This window comes from Bifidobacterium sp. LH_416 (assembly GCF_056357055.1).
In genome coordinates this window covers 975,651-996,868 of sequence record NZ_JBKEVJ010000001.1, presented here as the reverse complement: position 1 = coordinate 996,868, position 21,218 = coordinate 975,651, and the positions used below count along the sequence as shown (strand labels likewise).

General features: G+C 57.7%; 14 protein-coding genes, 2 tRNA genes and 1 pseudogene. 11 read left to right on the top strand and 6 right to left on the bottom strand.

Features of this window, described 5'->3' with window-relative positions:
• Positions 1-110 precede the first annotated feature (110 nt).
• Together AC1AY0_RS04435 and AC1AY0_RS04430 are read left to right on the top strand one after the other, a co-directional pair.
• Positions 111-1,160, top strand: a pseudogene (locus tag AC1AY0_RS04435) (IS256 family transposase); the annotation flags it as partial.
• A 108-nt stretch (positions 1,161-1,268) separates the two neighbouring features.
• On the top strand, positions 1,269-3,098 hold the full coding sequence (locus tag AC1AY0_RS04430) for a hypothetical protein (protein WP_476525929.1): 1,830 nt from the start codon (positions 1,269-1,271) through the stop codon (positions 3,096-3,098).
• A 189-nt stretch (positions 3,099-3,287) separates the two neighbouring features.
• Here the strand turns inward: AC1AY0_RS04430 and AC1AY0_RS04425 are convergent, their stop codons facing one another.
• Together AC1AY0_RS04425 and AC1AY0_RS04420 are read right to left on the bottom strand one after the other, a co-directional pair.
• Positions 3,288-6,188: a UvrD-helicase domain-containing protein gene (locus AC1AY0_RS04425; protein ID WP_476525928.1), complete on the bottom strand. Its 2,901-nt coding sequence runs from the start codon at positions 6,186-6,188 to the stop codon at positions 3,288-3,290.
• Positions 6,189-6,384: 196 nt separating this feature from the next.
• On the bottom strand, positions 6,385-7,164 hold the full coding sequence (locus tag AC1AY0_RS04420) for a hypothetical protein (RefSeq protein WP_476525926.1): 780 nt from the start codon (positions 7,162-7,164) through the stop codon (positions 6,385-6,387).
• Positions 7,165-7,362: 198 nt separating this feature from the next.
• Here AC1AY0_RS04420 and AC1AY0_RS04415 point away from each other — a divergent pair, with 198 nt between their 5' ends.
• A complete protein-coding gene (locus AC1AY0_RS04415) occupies positions 7,363-7,773 on the top strand; it encodes a hypothetical protein (RefSeq protein ID WP_476525924.1) in 411 nt (136 codons plus the stop codon).
• Positions 7,774-7,958: 185 nt separating this feature from the next.
• Here the strand turns inward: AC1AY0_RS04415 and AC1AY0_RS04410 are convergent, their stop codons facing one another.
• From AC1AY0_RS04410 to AC1AY0_RS04400, 3 genes are all read right to left on the bottom strand, one after another.
• Positions 7,959-9,446, bottom strand: coding sequence for a tyrosine-type recombinase/integrase (locus AC1AY0_RS04410; protein WP_476525922.1), 1,488 nt, complete (start codon positions 9,444-9,446; stop codon positions 7,959-7,961).
• A gap of 239 nt (positions 9,447-9,685) precedes the next feature.
• Positions 9,686-9,773: transfer RNA gene (locus AC1AY0_RS04405), tRNA-Ser, on the bottom strand.
• A 286-nt stretch (positions 9,774-10,059) separates the two neighbouring features.
• Positions 10,060-10,167: transfer RNA gene (locus AC1AY0_RS04400), tRNA-OTHER, on the bottom strand.
• A 44-nt stretch (positions 10,168-10,211) separates the two neighbouring features.
• Between AC1AY0_RS04400 and AC1AY0_RS04395 the strand changes: the two genes are divergently transcribed.
• The 8 genes from AC1AY0_RS04395 (at position 10,212) to AC1AY0_RS04360 (ending at position 20,631) form a co-directional block, all read left to right on the top strand.
• On the top strand, positions 10,212-11,786 hold the full coding sequence (locus tag AC1AY0_RS04395; RefSeq protein WP_476522997.1) for a DUF6020 family protein: 1,575 nt from the start codon (positions 10,212-10,214) through the stop codon (positions 11,784-11,786).
• Positions 11,787-11,932: 146 nt separating this feature from the next.
• Entirely contained in the window at positions 11,933-13,777 is a 1,845-nt protein-coding gene (locus AC1AY0_RS04390; protein ID WP_476522996.1) for an FTR1 family iron permease, read from the top strand.
• 133 nt (positions 13,778-13,910) lie between these two features.
• Positions 13,911-14,594: an iron transporter gene (locus tag AC1AY0_RS04385; protein ID WP_101625972.1), complete on the top strand. Its 684-nt coding sequence runs from the start codon at positions 13,911-13,913 to the stop codon at positions 14,592-14,594.
• 240 nt (positions 14,595-14,834) lie between these two features.
• A complete protein-coding gene (locus AC1AY0_RS04380; protein ID WP_101625971.1) occupies positions 14,835-16,112 on the top strand; it encodes a DUF2318 domain-containing protein in 1,278 nt (425 codons plus the stop codon).
• A 156-nt stretch (positions 16,113-16,268) separates the two neighbouring features.
• Entirely contained in the window at positions 16,269-17,669 is a 1,401-nt protein-coding gene (locus AC1AY0_RS04375) for an ABC transporter permease (RefSeq protein WP_101625970.1), read from the top strand.
• Positions 17,670-17,768: 99 nt separating this feature from the next.
• Positions 17,769-19,160 (top strand): ABC transporter permease, encoded by a 1,392-nt coding sequence (locus tag AC1AY0_RS04370; RefSeq protein ID WP_165781938.1) that lies wholly within the window; start codon positions 17,769-17,771, stop codon positions 19,158-19,160.
• Positions 19,161-19,276: 116 nt separating this feature from the next.
• Positions 19,277-20,074 (top strand): ABC transporter ATP-binding protein, encoded by a 798-nt coding sequence (locus tag AC1AY0_RS04365; protein WP_101625977.1) that lies wholly within the window; start codon positions 19,277-19,279, stop codon positions 20,072-20,074.
• Between the two features lie 2 nt (positions 20,075-20,076).
• Entirely contained in the window at positions 20,077-20,631 is a 555-nt protein-coding gene (locus AC1AY0_RS04360) for an FMN-binding protein (RefSeq protein WP_101625969.1), read from the top strand.
• Positions 20,632-20,634: 3 nt separating this feature from the next.
• Here the strand turns inward: AC1AY0_RS04360 and AC1AY0_RS04355 are convergent, their stop codons facing one another.
• Positions 20,635-21,165 (bottom strand): TetR/AcrR family transcriptional regulator, encoded by a 531-nt coding sequence (locus AC1AY0_RS04355; RefSeq protein ID WP_101625976.1) that lies wholly within the window; start codon positions 21,163-21,165, stop codon positions 20,635-20,637.
• Positions 21,166-21,218: the final 53 nt, after the last annotated feature.

The following is a 21,218-nucleotide window of genomic DNA, read 5'->3' as shown; positions in this document are numbered from 1 at the left end:
TTTTGAACTCCTCCGTGAACCTGCGCGGATGCCTCGGGTCGGCCATGACCATCAACTCCTTCGTTGCCTAGTCCCTCAATGAACCGTCCAATACATTGTAGCCAATCCACGTCACGATCCAGGTGCCGCGAGACCGTGACGGATCGTTCACGCCGAGGCTGGTGCCGAAGTGCTCGAGGAGGCTGGGCGGCCTGGATGACATGATCGTCAGCCTGTACGCGGGAGGCATGACGGTGCGCGACATCCAGCACCACCTCGCCAAGACGGTCGGCACCGAATTGTCGCACGAGACGATCTCGTCGGTCACCGACGCCGTGGCCGACGCGGTGCTCGAATGGCAGGAGAGGCCGTTGGACGGGTTCTATCCGATCATGTACCTCGACGCGCTGCGCGTGAAGGTCAGGGATGGCGGCAGGGTCGTGTCGAAGGCCGCGCATCTGGCGGTCGGCGTCGACATGGACGGGTTGAAGCATGTGCTGGGCATCTGGGTCCAGGATGCGGAGGGCTCCTCGTTCTGGGCGCATGTGTGCGCCGAGATCGCCAACCGGGGCGTCGAGGATGTGCTGGTCGTGTGCTGCGACGGTTTGAAGGGCCTGCCCGAGGCGGTCGAGGCTACATGGCCGCGGGCGATGGTGCAGACCTGCGTGGTGCATCTGATCCGCGCGGCGAACAGGTTCGTGGCCGACCGCGACCGCAAGGCCGTGTGCAGGGGTCTCAGGAACGTGTACACGGCCGCGGGCGAGGAGCAGGCGCGCAGGGCGCTGGACGAGTTCAGGCGAAGCGAGCTCGGCCGGCTGTACCCGTCGGTGGCGGACACGTGGGAGCGTGCGTGGGACCGTTTCGCGCCGTTCCTGCAGTTCCCTCCCATGCTGCGGCGCGTCATCTACACGACCAACAGCATCGAATCGTTGAACTACCAGTTGAGGAAGGTCAGCCGCAACCGCAGCCAGTTCCCCAACGACCAGGCCGTGGTAAAGCTCCTGTGGCTCGCGATCTGCGACATCGAGGACAAACGCGCCAGGCAGCGCGAGAAGGCCGGCAGGGGCGAACGGCACAAAGGCGAATGCCGGCTCATCGAGGGCAGGACCACCGCCAACTGGAAACAGGCCCTGGCCCAACTCGCCGCGGCCTACCCCGAACGCATGGAACCGTACATCTGAAAAACAACACGAAAAACAAAACCCAAACACAAACAATTTGACAAGCTCCTACTGGACCGACTCTACGAGGACTGGTCGAGTCTGGAGAACTTCCAGCGTACGCGTGGCGTGCTGACCTTGGTATCGTCCATCATCCACGAACTATGGGCTGGCAATGACACGAATCCGCTGATTCTGCCCGGCAACGTGCCGCTGGATTCCGAGACGGTCTATTCGAACCTCGCCCAATACCTGCCCGACTCGTGGAAGGCCATCATCGACACCGACGTGTCAGGACCGCAGTCCACCGCCGCGCAAATCGACAACGACCGACCGGCGCTCGGCCAGCGTGTGTTGACCCAGCGCATCGCCCGAGCAGTGTTCATGGGTTCCGCGCCGCGCGCCGGACTGCCCAACAGGGGTATTGGCGTGCAAAGCGTATGGTTGGGCACCGCCATGCCCGGCGACGTGTCCGGCAATTTCGGCACAGCTGCCAGCCAGTTGGAACAGCGCTCCACGTACTTCTTCGCCGAAGGTTCTACATACCGGTATAGCCTCCAGCCGTCCATCACCAAGACGGCCCGCGACTATGCCGACCGCCTGCGTGAGGACCCGGAAAGCGTGTACAACGAAATCACGGCACGACTCCAGCCGGAAGGCTCGGCAGGACGGCGCGGCAAGTTCCGGCGCGTATGCGTCACTCCTGACGGCACCGATGGCATCCCCGACAGCGACCAGGTCACGCTCGTCATCATGCACCCGCGCTGGACCGTAGCCAAGGGAGAGAGCGAATCATCAGAAGCCAAGCAGTGGATTCGCGACGCGATAGAACATCGCGGCTCAGCTCAGCGCTCCAACCGCAACATGCTCGTCTTCCTCGCCGCCGACCGCAACCTGCTCGGATTCGCCGAGGATGCGGCCCGCTCCTACCTCGGCTGGAAGCGCGTTGCCGACAACGAAGTGCAGCTCAACCTCACCCGGCAGCAGGTCGAACAGGCCAAGAACGCCATGGCCGGTTTCAACAAGACGTTGGAGGAACGCATCCGCAGCGCGTACTGCTGGTGCGTGTATCCCGAACAACTTGACCCCAAGAGCGCATACCGATTGGCCGACATGCGTATCTCCGACAGCGGCGGCGACTCCATGGCCGAACGTACCGGAAGCCGTCTGCAAAGCGAGGACGCGCTCAGTGACCAGTACGCTCCCGGCTCGCTCGGCTACGACATCCACCAGTATCTTCAGTCTGCGTTCGTGGATGGCGTGCTGCCGGCAAAGACCGTGTGGGAGTGTATCACACGGTTCCCGTACATGCCTCGTCTTGCCGACCGCGAAGTGTTCGACAACGCTATTACAGGGGCCGCCGGTGCGGTGTTGACGGCCGATGACCGGTTCGCGGTCGCCTCAGGGAAATACGAGTCCGGGCACTTCCAGAATCTCATCATCCCCGGCGTGACCGATACCGCGCAAGCCGTGGTACAGGTCACCGATTCCACACTCATCGTGGACTGGGATACGGCGATGGCCGACTTGGAAGCATGCCGTGCCGAGGATGCGGCTGATAAACAGTCGCAGCTTGAATCGCATACCGGCGAGTTCGTGGCGCAGAGCATTGCCCATGCGCAGCAGCCGGATGTGCACAGGCCAAAGCATGCCGCACAGCCAAGTGCGGCATCGGTTCCGAACGGTGAGAGCGTACCGGCTCGCGAACCGGAGCCGGTTACGGTATCCAAGAAGCGTTACTACGGCACTGCCAAGCTTGACCCGGATTCTCTCAACCGCGACCTCGCACGCATCAACGAAGGCATTCTCGACCAGCTCAGGCTTGCCGGTGCGAACATCTCCATCAGCTTGGAGATTCACGCCGACGACGCCACAGGCTTTGACGAGAATGTCATCCGCATCATCGACGGCAACGCCAAAAACCTCAAACTCGACAACTCCGGCTTCGAGGAGGAATAGAGCGAGAGCGAGCACAGAGCGTAAGGTCCGCCGATGCGGATAACGCCCTGATGCTTCTTCTCGTTCATACAAGCCAAACAGCTGGCAACGTCGGCTGACTTGATTGTTTTATATAGAAACAACTGGCACGTAGTGGTGAGGCCGACGAGCTGATTGCTCGTCGGCCTCACCACTACGTGCCAGTTGAGATTAGGAGAGAAAATCAGCTTCGTCGTCATCCTCGTCATTGGTTTCATATTGAACGTATTGGCGAAGGTCTGTCAACCAGTTGAATGTGATGGACTGCTCCAATGTCCAGCTTGTATTACCGGTTCTTGTGCGTTGTAGATAGCGGTCGCAGAGCTGTTGCTCATCGGCATCGTGAAGCACCTGGGCGATGATGCCGGTGCGGGAGATGAGGCGCGCGCCTGACGTGGCGTCTATCTGCGGGATGATTCGGTCGAGTTCTTCTTTGCTGGTTTTCGCAAAAAGCTCGTCGGGCTTGAAAGCGTATTTGCATGTTTCCTGGATGGCGGATTTCAGTAGTTCGGGATACTTGTTGAGCTTCCTTTTTTGTTCCGACGTCATGGGTTTTCCCTTGATGCTGATGGCTTCGATATCGATTACCGCTCCATTGCCCCAAGCCTGCTTCTCGGCTTTCCGAGCAGCATCATAGGTGACCGTACCCGGCTTGCACTGTTCGACTTGAGCTTGAGCTTGTTCGATGGCGTGTTCCACGTCGGTGCGGCTCATGCTCATAAACTGTTGCCATCGGGCTGTCTGAAAATCATCGTGTGTTATCCCTTTTGCCTCATCCTGCCTGATGGTGGAGTTTACGGCTTTCTGGACGGCGTTGGTCCATTCCAACTTCCACCACAGGTGGCCTTTGTATAAGTGATTGGCCTCTACGATGTCACCTTTGTAGTCGTGTCCATTCTTGATGTCGTCCTTATGGAGTTGGTCATGGTAATAGGCTTCCAATGCTGCGAAAATCATATGAGCGTGTACATGCCATTCGCCGCCCGCCCGAATGTCGGTTATCTTCTGACGAAATTCACTCAGTTGCATGTCGGTCAAGTCGCGCGTAGATTCGTGTTGCTGTAGCTGGTATTCCAGCTCGTGCAACCCCTCATTGATGAAGTGATTGGTGGCTTCGTCGCTGCGCGTGGTGCCGACGATACCTTGCGTGAATACTCGCTCGCGTTCGCTCATACTGTGATGGGTATCCGTGTGAGTGAGGTTGCGGACGGCGAGATTGAGCACGCGGATACCGAGTGCAAGGTCGTCAACGTTGGGCATGGTCCCAGTGAAGAATGCTGGAGTCGCAAACCGCATCGCTGCAATCTGCTCATATAGTTCATCGGGCAGTAAATCCCGGTAGCATTTGGGGTTAAAAAGACAATCGAGTGCCGCGCCAACGCGCAGCTGATTGCGGACAGCTCTGCGCCCCATGCAGATGTTGCAGGTCTTTTGGTTGCAGAACCATGCGTGCGCCAGCAGGCTGCGTCGAACATTGCCGTCGGTCATGGTCTCGAACGTCAACTTTTCCGCACAGTCGGTCAGCTTCGCCGCCGTCTTTGCGTTTCCCAGTCGCTGGTAACTTGCGATGATGCGACTCTGCTGTTTTTTCTGGATGGTGATGTTTTGCGCGGTTCTGTTGTCCTCGATGACATCTTCCAACAGGTGACGACTGTTGATGTCGTGATGGAGTCGGTCAAGAATCGTCTGTGAGTCAGACGGTTCCTGCAAACCGCAGTTCTCCAGCGTGGGGTATGGACCGCATACTGCGGAAGTGCGGCCGCCAGGCAGACTCGTCTGGTCGGGATAGGAAATAATGAGCCCTAATCGTGCTCGTGTCATTCCCACATATAGCAACATGTCCGACTCGTCGCTGCGGTCGCCCCAGACGGCGCGGCTCACGCCCATCAGAATGATGATGTTCGCTTCATCGCCCTTGTATGAATGGATAGTGCGGAAAGCATCCTCGTTTACTGGCATGCCGCGTTCTGCAAGCGTTCGTTTCAGTTCTCGGAACTGACTGCGACGCCACGCGAGAAACCGGATGTTACTTGCCGCAGTGTGACCGTCGGCCAACAAGCCTTCAACGATGTCAGTGATTTTCTCGGCTTCATCCTGTTCGTCGTTCGCGCGTATCAGCTGGGGCATCATGCCGGCCGTGGCGTTCTTGTCGGCTTTGATGTTGTCTCCGAACACGTGGTTCGCGGCATCGACTATTTCCGGTGAGCATCGGTGATTGACGGGGAGTTCCAGCGTTTGGTCGAAATGGTTGCCATCGCGGAACCAATCAGGTGTCGCGCCTTGAAAGGCCATGATGCCTTGCCGCCAATCACCGGCGACGATAGTCTGCATCGTCGTGGCGGTAATGCTTTCTACCAGTTGTATTTGCGCAGGGTTAAGGTCCTGCGCTTCATCCACGCCTAGTATCTCGAACTGGAAACCAGATTTTGGGTAGTGCTGCGCAGCGAGTAGTTCGATGGTCGGCCACTCGGCTCTGCAAATGTTTTCGCATCGCTCAGTGTATTCCTCCAGGATGGCTTTGAGGTATTCGGATTCGGGCTGCTCGTCGGGATGCATGGCGTAATACGTCGTGTCATGCATCATTTGTTTCAGCGTGATGCGTTCGTGTGGCTGTTTTTCCATGCAGGTTTTTCGGATGTCGGTGAGGATTGCTTTCTTGTCCTTGTCGGTGATAGCGGTGACGTATATACCAGCAGCTTCTAGTATCCGTACGGCGAGCGAATCGAGTGTGCTTACGCTGGCGCCGTACACATCATTGTCTGCGAGTGCGCCATCGATGACGCGTGCGGCCTTGCGCGTGAATGCAACGACGGCTATGTGCTTCGCATCGTGAAGCGTCGCGGCGGCTGCGATGGCGTTAGCAAGCGTCCGTGTCTTGCCGGCTCCGGCCGACGCAACGATGCGCAGCCGATGGTCAGTGTTCCTCGCCGCCAGCAGCTGCCAGCGAGACATCTCCAGTTCGCCGTCATGGATTCGCTTTTGCAGAACGCTATTACGATGCGCGCGTTCGAGCTGGCGCTCGTCCTTGGTGAGCGTCAGTTGTTGTGTGGTAGATATTGCTGTTGCGGACATGAAACACCTCCATGTTTCGTGCGTCCCACGGGAGGGAAGCCCGTGTAGTTGCTCTTGCGCCGGCGGTCACTGTCATGGTGACGGCCGGCGTCTGGTTTTAAGGGAATATAGAGAGCCGCTTAGTTTGGTGGCTGTCGTTACGGCATGTGCCGATTGAGAGAGAACGCCTATGCATCGGTACATGTTCGAGCATTCGTCATGCTCTGGTCGTCAAATCGACGCCGCCCCATAGAGGACCGCCGTTGGAATCGGCCATCACGACGCGCGCGAGTTGTTCGGTGCCGGTCGCCGTGATGCCGCGACGAATCGCATGCGCGGTCGTCTCACTGGTAGCAATCCAAACGACTTGCGAGTAGGCGTCGCGGCTTTGGCGCGTGGCGTAGCCGGCCATCGTGGCGATGTAATCGCGCGCTGGCTTGCGTGTCAGCTCAACTTCAATGGCTATGGATTCGTGGAACGGTCTGGCGAGAACCAAATCGGGCCTGTGGTCGGTCAGCGCGATGACAGTGCTGTCCGATTCGGCGTATACGTCGCTGACTATGCGTTGCTCGCGTGTGTTCCATGCTGCGCCGTGTGCCATGACAATCCACGGCCACAACTGATACGGATTCCCTCCGGCCCAAGCACGGTACGCAACATCATCACGTTGCGTATCCATGAGATGCAGCATCTGTGCCACGGCTTGGTCACGTTTACCGGATTGACGCAACCGGCTTTCGGCCATGCGCATGTCTGCTTCGCAAACCAATCCCGCCTCGTAGTCCTCCATCTGTATGCGAATGTTTTCCCATTCATCGTCGGGTAGGTGCAGCACGTTGTCGCCATGCGCCAGCTGCGATGCAATGCTCGACACGGCCAACGCATGCGCCGAAGCATCTGCGGCTCTCAATGGCGGTGTCTCCAATTCCAGCAGCGGAATGAGTTTGGGCGTTGGCGTGAACACGACGTGCGCGCTCGGTCCTGTGATAACGCGCACATAACCGCGTCCCGAGTAAGCGTGTAGCCTTCGGCTAATCCGATAGCGGCTGGACAATGCCAGTCCGGAAAACCGAACGGCGCTCAGAATGCTGAGACAACGGAATCGCAATAATGCCTCCAAGACTCTTCGGTCGCCTTTGGTCGCTCGCAGAGTACTGGTCATTTCGATGTCCTTCCCATTGGTACAAAGAGTGGTATGAAGTCGTCAGACGCGATGTATGACGGCTTGCCAGTCAATATCGCAGGATGCGCATCAGATGCCGTATCCGACGATGTCAGAAAATGCCTGACACAGATAACGCCGGTGGAACGGGATTTTCGCCATGACGGTATCGGTGAGCAAATCACGCATACCGTCATTGGAAAGACAACAAAGACGGCAAGAATGCGGTTCGCACATCCGGCGTCGGGGCATGGTCATTCCATTGGAGAGCCGTCGTGGTCTGAGATATATGGGCCAGCTCTTGGTCGCCGCATGCGCTTAGAGCCGCTGGAACGGGAGAACGACCCCGCCGAAATGCCGGCAGGCGATGCGGCAGTAATGAAGCGCGGCGGCGAGGCAAAAGCGCGAGCGGCTTTTTCTTTTTTTTCGACGATATGTCCCTGACAACATCATCCCGAAAAAAGGAGCGGTCATGCCAAGCGTCAAAGACCCCGCGATAATCCACATCCTCGGACCCGAGACGGCCGAGTTCTGCGTCAATCCCGGCCGGTGCATACTGACGCATCACAGGATGAGCGAGCTCAACGAAGAGCAAATCATTTCCGTCTATGCGTCGGCCGGCATCGACCTTACGGAACCGCATCCACTAAGGAAGACGTTACGCTGAGACCCGTCGGAGCGGTCGCGGAAGCAGGACGTGACTGCGTTGCGGAACGTTGACGTGACCTTCCGGGGACGACGAGGTCCTTGCGCAGGGTGTGCGCCTTCATCTGCTCGTACACGAAATCACCAAGACCGCTCGTGGCGTTCTCCTTGCTGGCCGCGTACACATGTTGGTAGTGCGCGGTCATTTCCGGACTCATGTGCCCGATGATGGTCTGCGTCACTTCGATGGGGACTCCCAGCCGCAGCAGCAGCGACGCCGTGATGTGCCGGTTCGCATGCGGACGCCAGTATTCATCCCGGGTCAGCTTGTCGGACGGATGGCCGCCGCCGCGCCGGTAGAACGCCAGCAGTACATCGTGCCAAATCTGGTAGTAGTCGTTGTAGGTGTAGTTGGTGCCGTCCTCGCGGACGAACAACAGGCGGCACTGGCCGATGACTTCCTTGCTGTTCTCGTCCATGATGTCAATGAAGACGTCATCCCTGCCTTGCTCTCGCAGTCGTTCCGTGATTTCGTTGCGCTGCCGTATGGCCTCATGCACGGCGGCATCGTACGGGTGGTGCATCTGGAAGCGGCGTTCCTCGTGGTGCGACTTCAGATGATTGCAGACGTACCAGCCGCCGCCTTCCTTCTGCTTGAGCTGCTGACGGATGACGAACTGGGGGATGTTGTTCTTCCCGTCGATGACGTCGCATGGCAGCCCCAGCAGTTCGGAGCGACGCAGGCCAAGCAGCATCAGCTGTATCAGCGGCCAATGCCTGTGCATCGGGCAATCCGGGTTCGCGAGCCACGACAACACGCCCCACATGATGTCGGTGCGTTTGTCGATGGCGAGATTGTCACGCGCCGCCGTCGGATTGGCCTTCCGGGGTTTCTCGTCGCAGCCGAGCATCGGGTTGCGTACGATGATGTTCTTGCGCACAGCGTAGTTCAGCATCGTGTTCAGCGTCGTCCACGTATGCCACTGGGCCGAATGGCCCAAGCCGTCCTTGTCCCAGCGCTTCTTCATGTTGTCGATGTCGCCCGAGGTGAGCCGCTTGACGAAGCGGTTGCCGATTATCGGGAGCACGTGCGCCTCGATGTTGTTGCGGTACTTGCGCTTCGAGTCGCCGCCGGCGTTCTTGTCGCCCTTGAGCCATGTTTCCAGAAACATCGACACGGTCGGATTGCTGCGCGTGCCCTTCGTGCCGCGCGTCCGCGTCTTCTCGGTCTGCGGCTGCGGTTCCGGGTTGTGCTCTTCGATGGCGATTTCCCGTATGCGTTCCACCTTGCGTCGCAGCGCATCGCGCTTGGTGTGCGCGTAGACGCGGCAGCGGCGCATCTTCCCGCCATTCATCTGCTTCCAGTTGCACACGTACACTTCCCTGCCGCGCAGCAGCTGCACGTGCACCTCGCCGTGCGGCGAGCCGAGCACGATGGCGGGGTCCTCGCTCATCATGGTCTTGATGGCCATCTCGTAGTCCTCTTGGTATCCCATGCCCATTCCCCTGAAACGATTGTCTGCGGAAGCGACGTCCCTGTCGTCGTTCCCATTGGTTTCAAGGTAAGGCCGATTCGTTCGTTCCTGCGAACGGGTTTGGGGGATTTTCCGGAGATGATGCCGCGCGATTCCGTCGGCGTTTTTGTCGGCATTTTGCCGACAAAACGAAAAAACCCGAAAACCGTTCTCTCGTAACGGTTTTCGGGACCTTCTGGCGGAGGATACGAGATTCGAACTCGTGAGGCTGTTATACCAACACGCTTTCCAAGCGTGCGCCATAGACCACTAGGCGAATCCTCCATGCACTGCAGTGTTTGCTAGAAGCAAGCTCCGTAGGCAACTCGAATAAGCTACCATAGACGGCGGGAAAATGCATATTCGGCGTGTCGTAGTTGTGCGGTGTGGCTTGAATGGGCGGGCTTGCGCGTAGTGCAGCCGCGCTTTGCTTGTCCGTAAATTCATACAAACGGATGCATGAATTCTTGATAAGTGAAAGCTCCCCGACATACGACCAACCTAGGCTGTTCAACCATGCGTGAAGAAGTGCAAAGTGATGAGTACGCTCGCAATGGGGGGCTAATTTCATTGGCGGAGGATACGAGATTCGAACTCGTGAGGCTGGCGGCTCGCCGCAATCCGTCTACGCTCACGGCATCTTTGAAGACCTGGTTTCTCCCGTACTTTTTAATTCTCCTCATCGCATGGCTTCCGTGGCTCGTCTTCACTTGGCCCGGTTCCATGCGCGATGACACCTTGGCCCAATACCTCCAGGCTTCTGGTCTTCATCACTACTACACCCAACATCCGTTGTTCGATACGCTCATATTCAAACTGTTCTGGGACGCCGGCCGCGCGCTCTTCGGCACTCCACTTGCCGGCCAAGCCATTTACACTGCAACCCAAACGCTACTGCTGGCGGCCGGCAGTGCACTCATGCTCTGCTATGTGCGCAAACTCGCCGCTCCGCGATGGCTGCTTGGCATATCTCTGCTCTACCTCGCAACGAGCTATGTGGTGGTCGGTTCCATTTCCACAATGGGCAAGGATTCGCTGCATACCGTATTCTTCCTGCCGCTGGCCGTAGTGTTCGCGGAAGTTTGCCGCACACGCGGGGAAGTACTATGCAGAAAACCAGTTGCCGCCGCATTCATTGTGCTGATGTTCGCAGCAATCGTATCGAAGCGAACGGCATTGCTGATTGTGCTGTGCGCAGGCGTGTGCATGATTGCGGCATGCGAAGGGCGCATGCACAATCAGCACAAGAATGATATTGATACTAAAACAGGCCAACTCAGCAAAGATTCCGGCGAGATCGCGCGGCAGCATAAGCCAGGGAACCGTCATCTGACTCCTCGCTTCCGCGCGTTCGCATGCCTCGCAGTCGCAATCATACTGGCACAATGCGTATGGTCTCCGGCAATCACGGCGGCAACGCATGCGAATCCCTCACCTGGACGCGAAGTCTGGGGATTGATTACTCAGCCGGTCGCTCAAGTCGCGCACGATAATCCGAGTGCCATCAGTGCAAGCCAGCAGCGCAATCTCAATGCAATCATGGATTTGAACAAAGCGGCAGCCGATATTAATCCACACCGCACCAACGAAACGTTCGCCACGCTGTATACCAAAGCTCAGCCCGGCAGACCGCTGCCAACCAATTCCCAGAAAATCGCGGCGCTCGCAACATGGGTTCAGCTCGGGGCCGCCAATCCTGGCGAATACGTCAAGGCGTATGCCGGTGTAATGCGCGGCTGGTGGAATCCAACGGTGAACTTCGCGTATCCAACTGATTCCGATTATCTGTTCACTCCCGGGTACTTGAAACAGTGGGCTTCGTACTTGCCGGCAGAAGTAGGGGAAACTGGGTCCAATGCTGGCGCGAACGCGGATGCCGATGTGACTGCAGCACAACGATTGAAGGCTATTGAGCGCGATCTTGCTCCGCTGATGGGCACTTCGCATAAGCCTCAGTGGAAGCATGATGCATTGCAAGCTATTCGAACATGGGTGCGCAATGATAATCAGCTGACTTCGATGGCTTTGTATGTGACTTGGATTCCACTGCTAATCGGTGTGATGTTGATTGTGCGGACGGCTCGAATGCGGCGACAGTGGCGCTGCGCGATGCCGGCGTTCGCCGCGTACGCTCTGTTGGTATTTACGGTACTGTCGCTGTACGCCTCGCCCGAGGCATTGTTCTGGTATCCGATTCCGGTGTACTTTACGCTGCCGTTGTTCGCTGCGCTGCCGCTGGGAGTGGGTTCAACATTCGGGAAGAGCGGTAGTCGTGAGCGGACAAATATCGAATATTGAGACATTTTTGAGGTAAATATGCCTCAAAATCGCATGCCAATACCTCGCTCAATCAAAAAAATCAAGACTGTTCCTCAAAAAAGTTTTTCTTTATATTGAGAAGTTGGTTTTGGTCACTTAGCCGTGCTTAGAGAGAGGAACATAGCATGGTTCGTCGCGCCCGCATGCAAACTGCTGTGCAATCCGCTGAACATCACAGTGTGATTGAGCTGCGCGTTCTGGCTGCGATTGCATTCCTATTCGCGCTGGTTATCGCCACCGTCGCTCCAGCTGTGGTGGCTGTGCCGCAGGCATTCGCGGACTCTTCAAGCACTTCTTCCAGCACGTCTAGCAGTGTGGATTACGCCACCTGGTCGGCCGTGGCCAAGGCGATGGACAAGAAGCTCCAAGAAGGCCAGAAGACCTACAAGGACGGCAACACCGCAGGCTCCACGTCCGCCTTCATGTCCGCCTACAACCAGATTTACGTGGCCTCCAACTTCACCGCCGTGGTGCATGACACCATTGGCGCGGATAAGCAGCTCGCTCAGCAGCAGGCCTTCCAAAGCATTCAAAATCTTTCCTACACCGCAGGCAATGACGATCAGCTCACCCAGCAGATCGATGCACTGACCGCTGACCTTGACGCTACGGCTCAGCAGCTCGACGCCAACGCCGACCTAGCCAAGCCGAAGGCGTACAGCGAGGCGCTGCAAGCCCAGCTGGCCAAGGAACGCAAGGAACTCGACGCCAAGAAAAAGAAGAATCCAGGCAAGGGCAACCGTTCGTGGACCGATGTGGCCAACGAGATGACCCCGATTCTCGACAATGCCTACAAGGCATACGCGGCAGGCGATGGTGCCAAGGGCGCAACCTTGGTGAACAACGCCTACTACCAGTACTACGAGAAGCTCGGTTTCGAGAAGAACGTGATGAACGCCATCAGCGGCGACCGCGTCTCGCAGGTGGAATACCAGTTCAAGATGTGCCGCAAGTCCATGAACACCGGCGCATCCCTGAAAGACACCAAGAAGCTTATCGATGACCTGAAGGCCATGCTGGTCAAGGACGCCGGCATTCTTGACGGCGGTGCCGCCGATAAGGAAGGCGGACTCACCAAGCTCATCACCAGTGCTTCCGGCCAGGCATTCCTGATTCTTATCCGTGAGGGTCTCGAAGCCCTGCTCGTGGTGGCCGCTGTGATCGCCTACCTGGTGAAGTCTGGCAACAAGCGCTTCTCCAAGTGGATTTACTTGGGCGTTGTCGCCGGTCTCGCCGGCGCTGGCCTGGTGGCCGTGATCTTCGTGCTCGCATTCGGCGGCTCCGGCCCAATCCAGGAAATCATGGAAGGCGTGTGCGCCTTGGTGGCTATGGGCATGCTGTTGTGGACCAGTAACTGGATGCTGAACAAGTCTTCGGTGGAAGCTTGGAACCGCTACATCAAGAACAAGACCGAGGCTGCGGTCAAGTCCGCCTCCTCGCAGGTTTCCTCCGGCGAACATGTGGCATTCGGCACGGTGATTTCGCTCGCCATGCTGAGCTTCCTCGCTGTGTTCCGTGAGGGTGCTGAAACCGTGATCTTCTACCAGTCGATTTACACGATGAGCCAGGATACGCACGGCATGTGGGTCGGTGGCATCACCGCCGCTGTGGTGCTCGTGTTCATCTTCCTGCTCATTCGCTTCACTTCGGTGAAGATTCCGATTGGTCCGTTCTTCCTGGTCACGTCGATTCTGATGTCGGTGCTCGTAGTCGTCTTCGCCGGCGGCGGTGTGCACTCGCTCATCGAAGGCGACGCACTGCCTGCCACCTATCTGCAGGGTGTGCCTACCAATGATTGGCTCGGCTTCTACCCGTACGTCGAATGCATCGTGGCTCAGATTATTGCCGCCATCGCAGTGATTGCACTGTTCGTAGTCGGCTTTATCAAGCAGCACAAGCGCAAGGCATCGGCTGCTGTTGAAGCATCGGCTACCAAGGAAGCTGCGGCTGAACAATCAGCTGAGAACTAAACAACTCAACAATCAACAGACTTGCGGCAAGGCCTTGGATTCGATGCTAATCATTCCAATCCGCACCGCGAACATCACATAACTGAACATAACAAGCGTGAATCTTGATTCACCAGAGAAAAGGAATAGAGAAATGATGAAGAACAAGAAACTGGCCGCTCTGCTCGGCCTGCTGCTCGCCGGCACTATGACCGTGTCCATGGCCGCCTGCGGTTCCACCAACTCCGCATCCGACACCAAGAGCGACTCCTCCTCCCAGTCCTCTGACTCCTCCAGCAGCGACTCCTCCTCCGATTCCGGCGCTGGTTTCGAGGAAGTCCCGGTCGGTCCTTCCGGCACCGCTGAAGAGCAGGATCAGGACGCCGGCCCGCTGACCGTGGGCGCTGTGTACTTCCAGCCGATCGATATGGAGCCTGCTTCCATGGGTCTGAAGGCTGCTGACGCTTCCTTCCACCTCGAGGCTGACATCCACGCCAACCAGAAGGGCACCGAGCTCGGCTACGGCAAGGGTGACTTCGTGCCGGATCTGACCGTGAACTACACCATCATCGACAAGTCCACCGGCAAGGAAGTGGAAGGCGGCACCGCTACCTCCGGTACCTTCATGCAGATGAACGCTTCCGATGGCCCGCACTACGGCGCCAACGTCAAGCTCGACAAGGCTGGCACCTACCAGCTCAAGCTCTCCATCGAGTCCCCGGCTGCCAAGGGTTGGATGCTCCACGTCGATCCTGAGACCGGCGTCAAGGGCCACTTCTGGACCGAGCCGATCGAAGTCACCTTCGACAACTGGGATTACACTCCTCGCCAGTGGTGATCATGTTCCTTCTCGGCTCCCTCTGATGAGGGAGCTGTCACAGCGAAGCTGTGACTGAGGGAGAGAAGGCGGCGTAGCCGCAATATGAATCATCTCTCAGTCATCTGTACTGACAGCCCCCTCATCAGAGGGGGCTTTTGGCAGATAAAAGGCATAATTGTATGAACCTCCCCTCAGTCGGCAGAAGCCGACAGCTCCCCTCAGAGAGGGGAGCCAGAGGCGGTCTAAGAAAGGGCGCGAATGCTGGAACAATTCGTTGCGGTAATGCCGGGGACGCTGGCCCCAGCGTTGCTGGTCATGTGTTTGAGCGTGATGCTCACCGTGGGCGAAGGCCGCGACAAGCCAATGAGCGCCTACTGGAGACTGTGGGGCCTGGGTATTGGCGTCGTTGCCGCTATCGTGTTCGCGGCCCTGAGAGCCACTGCAGTCATCAACCAGCGTACGTTTATCAACTATCCGGTGCTGATTGTGGCCGTTATCGTCGATGTACTGGCACTGATCGTCGTGCTCTGCGCCTCTCGCATCACTCATAACTGGGCCAAGCATCAGGCCTGGATGCACGTGGCCAATGCAGTGGCCGCCGTGCAGATCGCACTCACCGTGTTCTACGCGCTGCCGGACGTGATTCTGCAGCTCACCATTTGGGTGGAGCCGGGCGAAACCGCATTCACCTCCGCCATGCTGCTGCGCGCACTCGGATTCCTCCTCGGTGTGGCCATGTCTATTATCGTGGCCGCCATCTTCCGCACCATGCGCACCACTGCAGTGCGTTGGGCATTCACCGTGGCCGTCGTGGCAATGATGGCCATTCTGCTGGTGCAGCATTTCACTGGCCTTGCGCAGATTCTGCAAGCGCGTGGCTTCCCGATGAATCACACGATGTTCGTAGCACTCGCTTGGTCCATCAACCAGAATTCTTCGATGATTATGGCGCAGGCATTGGTGTTCCTGATTCCTGCCGTGGCTTCCGTGGTGGCGGGCTTCCGCATGAAAACCCACGATGTGCCCGGTGCCAATGAGGCCACGCTTCGCCGCCATAAGGCATTCCGCCGTCACGCCATCGCCGCCGCTGTGTGGAGCCTGGTAGCCATGATCGGCGTTACCGCAACGCTGACCGTGGGCGTGGCCGCAACCCATCAAACCATTACGCTTTCGCCGCCCGAATCCTATTCGCTGAAGGACGGCGTGGCCACTATTCCGTTCACTCAGGTGGAGGATGGCCACCTGCATCGCTTCGAATACAAGGCCAAGGATGGCACGGTGATGCGCTTCATCATCATCCGTAAGAATGGTGGCGCATACGGCATCGGCCTTGATGCCTGCGAGAACTGTGGTGACGCAGGCTACTACGAGAAGAACGGCAAGATCATCTGCAAGAAGTGCGAGGTGGCCATCAATCTGGCAACCATCGGCTTCAAGGGCGGTTGCAACCCGATTCCATTCCCATACAAGACCGGCAACGGCAAAATCACCATCCAAACCGCCGATCTGGATGCCCTAAGCGTCCACTTCCAGTAGATGTAGTCCCCACTAGGCTCCCCTTGTCAGGGGAGCTGGCAGCGAAGCTGACTGAGGGGTAGTCAGCACACTGCATGTCTGTTAGCAACTACCCCTCAGTCTCGCCAAGCGAGCCAGCTCCCCTGACAAGGGGAGCCTAAGAAAAGGAGGAACGCAATGTTCTTTCTGCGAATGATTGCGCGGTCGTTCACACGCCAGTTGCGCAGACGTCTGCTCATCGCGCTGACCGTGTGCCTATCCGCCACAGTGAGCGTTTCGATGCTGGGCGTGGTCTTCGACGTGGGCGATAAGCTCAACGCCGAACTATCCACCTACGGTTCGAATATCACCGTGCAACCCAAGTCGGATGCCGTGGTCTCCGACCTCTACAACACCGAGGGCAGCGACGCCGGCACTTCCGGTGGTTCCGCCTCGGCCAGCGATCCAACATCCTTCCTGAAGGAATCGGACGCTGCCAAAATCAAGACGATTTTCTGGGCGTTCAATATCACCAACTTCGCGCCCGAGCTGAACCAGCACGTCACCGCCATCAACACCAAGCCGGTGACCGAAGGCAACGGCTGGGCGGTGAGTCTTGCCGATTACCCCACGCAAAAGAATGTGCCGGTGGTGGGTACTTGGTTCAACAAAAAGCTCAAGCTGGCTTCCGGCGAAACCACGGTGGTGGGCGTTGAAGGCATGCGCTCCTGGTGGTCGCTGCAAGGCCGTTGGCCGAAGGACGGCACCAAGGAAGCCGTTATCGGTAAGGATCTGGCCAAGTCGCTCGGCGTGAAAGTTGATGGTCACGAGGATGAAGCCGCCGTGCAAGTTGGCGGCACTGTTTCGCTGATGCGCGGCGATAAGTCCATCGATTTCAAGATCGTCGGCGTCTACGATTCCGGCGATGACGACAACAGCGCCATGTATGTTTCCTCCAATCAGCTGCAGGATTTGACTGATCTGCCGGATTCGGTGAACAAGATTGAAGTCAAGGCGCTGACCACTCCGGAAAACGACTTGGCTCGCAAGGCTGCCAAGAATCCTGCCGCTTTGAGCCAGGATGAATGGGAAACCTGGTACTGCACCGCTTACCCAAGTTCGATTGCCTATCAGATTGAAGAGGTGATTCCGGGAGCGGTAGCCAAGCAGGTGCGTCAGGTTGCGGCATTGCAGGGCAATGTGCTGCAAAAAACGCAGGCTGTAATGATTTTGATGACTGTGCTGAGTCTGATTGCTGCCGCTGTGGCAGTGGCGAATCTGATGGTTGCCTCGATTGGCGAGCGTTCTTCCGAACTGGCATTGCTGAAGGCGATTGGTGCCACGGATGGTGCGGTTTCGCGCCTGATGATGGCGGAAACCGCTGCTATTTCGCTGCTGGGCGCGATTGTTGGTGCTGGGCTTGGCTCGGGCGTGGCTCAATTGATAGGTCATGTGGTATTCGGTTCGGGCATCACGATGCGTCCGATGGTGTTTGTGCTGGTCTTCGTGCTGCTGGCTGTGACTGTGCTGTTGGCTTCCGCGTCGTCCATTCGCTCGATTCTGAGCTTGAAGCCCGCGGAGGTGCTCCATGGCCGGTGAGTCTATTCGAGTTTGTTTGGTGTCGACTACCCCTCAGTCAGCTACGCTGACAGCTCCCCTGACAAGGGGAGCCTGTAGGAGCGTGAAAGGAGAAATCCGATGACGAACACCGGTATGTTCTTCAGGATGCTGTTTAGCGCGGTGTTCCGCCGCCGTTCGCGTGCGGTGATGGCCGTTGTGGCCTCGCTGGTCGGCGCTGCCACACTGTTCTGCTTGGCAATGATTTGTATTGCTGTGCCGCAGCAAATGAACGAGGAAATGCGCGCATATGGCGCGAATCTGATTGTGACTCCCACTGAATCCGGTGCAGATGGCAAAGCCGGCATCGATTCGGCGATGGTGAAGCACACTACCGAAATGGTGGCGGCTCAAGGTTACGAGAAGCACGCCACCTACCGATATGAGAACGTGCGCGTGAATGCCGCACCTTATGTGATGGCCGGTATTGACACCGCTGAAGTGAAGAACCTCAATCATCACTGGGTAGTGGACGGCAAGTGGCCGTCGGCTGGCAAAGTGATGATTGGCCGCGATGTGGCTGACGCATTAGGCCTCGAAGTCGGCAGCCGCATCACCATCGGCTACCGCGCCTCAGACAACAGCTCCACCGCTACCTCGACTTCCTCTGACAAGGGAACTGCCTCCAACGGAACCGACTCGAGCAATTCCTCGATGCAGGGCATGGATATGTCCGGTACCACTTCGGCTCCCTCTGACGAGGGAGCTGGCTCCGCGAACGCGGAGACTGAGGGAGAGACCTCCAGCAACACTGGTTCGCAGTCCTCTGCGAACTCCTCTACCTCTTCCGATCAGCCCACCCAGGATGGCCGCGTCTCCAGCGATATCATGGACACTTCCGGCACCGAATTCCGCGTTTCCGGCATTGTGGATACCGGCGGCAACGAGGATTCCATCATTTACGCCACTAACGATGACGTCAACAAGCTCACCGGCACTTCGCGCGGCGTGGACGTGATCGAATACTCGGCCGGTACCGAAGACCTCAACGCGCTGGTTAAGAGCATTAACTCCATGACTTCAATGCATGTCAAGGCTCAACCGGTCACGAAGATCACGTCTTCGGATACGCGCATCATCACCATGCTGCAAACCCTGTTCTGGATTGTGTCGCTTGTGGTGCTGGTGCTGACGCTGGTGGGTGTGGGTACCACCATCAGCTCGATTGTTTCCCAGCGCCGCAACGAGATTGGTCTGCGCAAGGCTTTGGGCGCAAGCTCTGCCGCTATCGGCACTGAGTTCTATGTGGAATCGGCCATGTACGGCTTGCTTGGCGGCTTGCTTGGTACGGCGATTGGCTTCGGTCTCGCGCAATGGCTGTGCGTGGCTGTGTTCGACCGCTCCATTGGCTTCAACTGGTGGTTGGCTGCCGGTTCCGTGATTCTGGCCGCGTTGGTTGCCGTTATCGCGTCCATTCCACCTGTCCACCGCGCAACCCGCATCGACCCAGCCGTAGTGCTTCGCGAAGAATAACCCCCCCCATTGGCTCCCCTCTCCGAAAGGAGCTTTCGCCAAGGGCGACTGAGGAGGAGGACGACAATCGCCGAGACCACATACACTTAAAACAAATCAGGAGAAACATCATGGATATGCTGCTTGAACTTGACCATATCTCAAAGATTTACGGCGACCTGCATGCCGTGGATGACCTGAGTCTGACTGTGCCGCAAGGCGAGTGGTTGGCCATTGTGGGCTCGTCCGGATCCGGCAAAACCACACTGATGAACATGATCGGCTGCATGGATACGCCGTCCAAGGGCTCGGTGAAGCTCGAAGGCCGCAAGCTGGAGGATTTGAACGCCGGCCAGCTGGCTGACGTGCGCAAGAACCTCATCGGCTTGGTGTTCCAGAAGTTCTATTTGGTGCCGCATCTGACCGCTGTGGAAAATGTGATGGTGGCACAGTACTACCATTCCGTAGTCGATGAAAAGCAGGCGTTGGAAGCCTTGGAAAAGGTGGGTTTGAAGGATCGTGCTCACCATCTGCCGGGCCAGCTTTCCGGTGGTGAGCAGCAGCGCGTGTGCGTGGCTCGCGCGCTGATTAATGAGCCGAAACTGATTCTGGCTGATGAGCCGACCGGTAATCTCGATGAGAAAAACGAGAAGATTGTGCTGGATTTGTTCCGCCAACTGCACGAACAGGGCACCACGATTATTGTGGTGACGCATGATGCGCTGGTGGCCAGCTGCGCCGAGCGCGAGATTATGCTGAATCACGGTGTGCTCGTGGGCGAGAAGTGGAATGACGAGAAAGCCCGCGAGGCGTATGAGGCTGCTGGCGGTAAGCCGGCATCCACTGGTGCCAAGGTAGAGGGCGCGCAAACCGGTGAAACTGCCATCGGGTTCGCCGACCCCACCAAGGCGGCGAAAACGGGCGGCGAGGAATAAATATGACTGATACCACTACGCTGAAGAAATCCGCTACATTGGCGGCAGCAGGGCTGGTTGTAGCCGGTGCATTGCTGGCCGGCTGCGGTGAGTCTTCCGCAACTCCAATGGATGATCAATACGCCGGTAATTCCGGTGAAACCGAGAAATCTCAGGAAGAACAGTCACAGTCGAGCGGCTCTGATTCATCTGATTCCAGCTCTGATTCCTCGCAAGACAACTTATCCAGCACCACGTCGGATAAGAAAGACACCGGCAATTACAAGGATGGCGAATACTCCATCAACGGCCAGTACGGCCCGGTGGGGGAGGACTCCATCGACGTTCATCTGACCATCAAAGATGGCAACGTCGAAAACGTAGAGATTGTGGGTCATCCATTCACCACCATCTCCAAGACTCACCAGGATGCTTTCGCCAAGGCCATTAATGGCGTAGTCGACGGCAAACCACTGAAGGACCTCAAAGTCGATAAGGTGGCCGGTGCCAGCTGGACGTCCGACGCCTTCAACAAGGCCCTGGAAATCGCCCGCCAAGAGGCTTCCATCCAGGAGTAGCAACTACGCCAGCAGCGCGGGCCAGAGGAGGTCGGTCATGCGCTGCGGCCATGCGGCGAGATTGTCGTCGGCTGGCCGCTGATCAATAGCTTCATAGGCTACCAGCGAGCCGATAATGGTGGACAGTAGCAGTCGTTCGTCAAGCCCTGAACGGAATACGCCTTGGGTGGTTCCCAAGTCGAGGAAGCTTTTCAGCTTGCCGAGCCACGGGGTCACCACCTGATCAACGATATGGTGGAAGAATTCAGCTTCACTGGACAGCACAATGCCCACGCTGCGCACGTCAATGTTGTTGCTGCGTACCCATTCCACCAGTTTCGTCAGCAACAGCGCAAAATGCTCACGCGTTGGGCTTGGCACAGGCTCCGAATCCGCATTCACCAAGTACATGGCGCTAATGCCGCGCAGCAATTCATTGGAATTATGGTAGCGGCGGTAAATAGTGGTTTTGGCCACGCCTGAACGCCGAGCCACTTCCTCAATGGTTACGCCGCTGATGCCACGCTCCACCGCGATTTGCAGCGTGGCATGCATCAGCTTGCGATCCGTGGCCTCACGCCTACGTTCAGCCCGTGGCACAGCCGTAG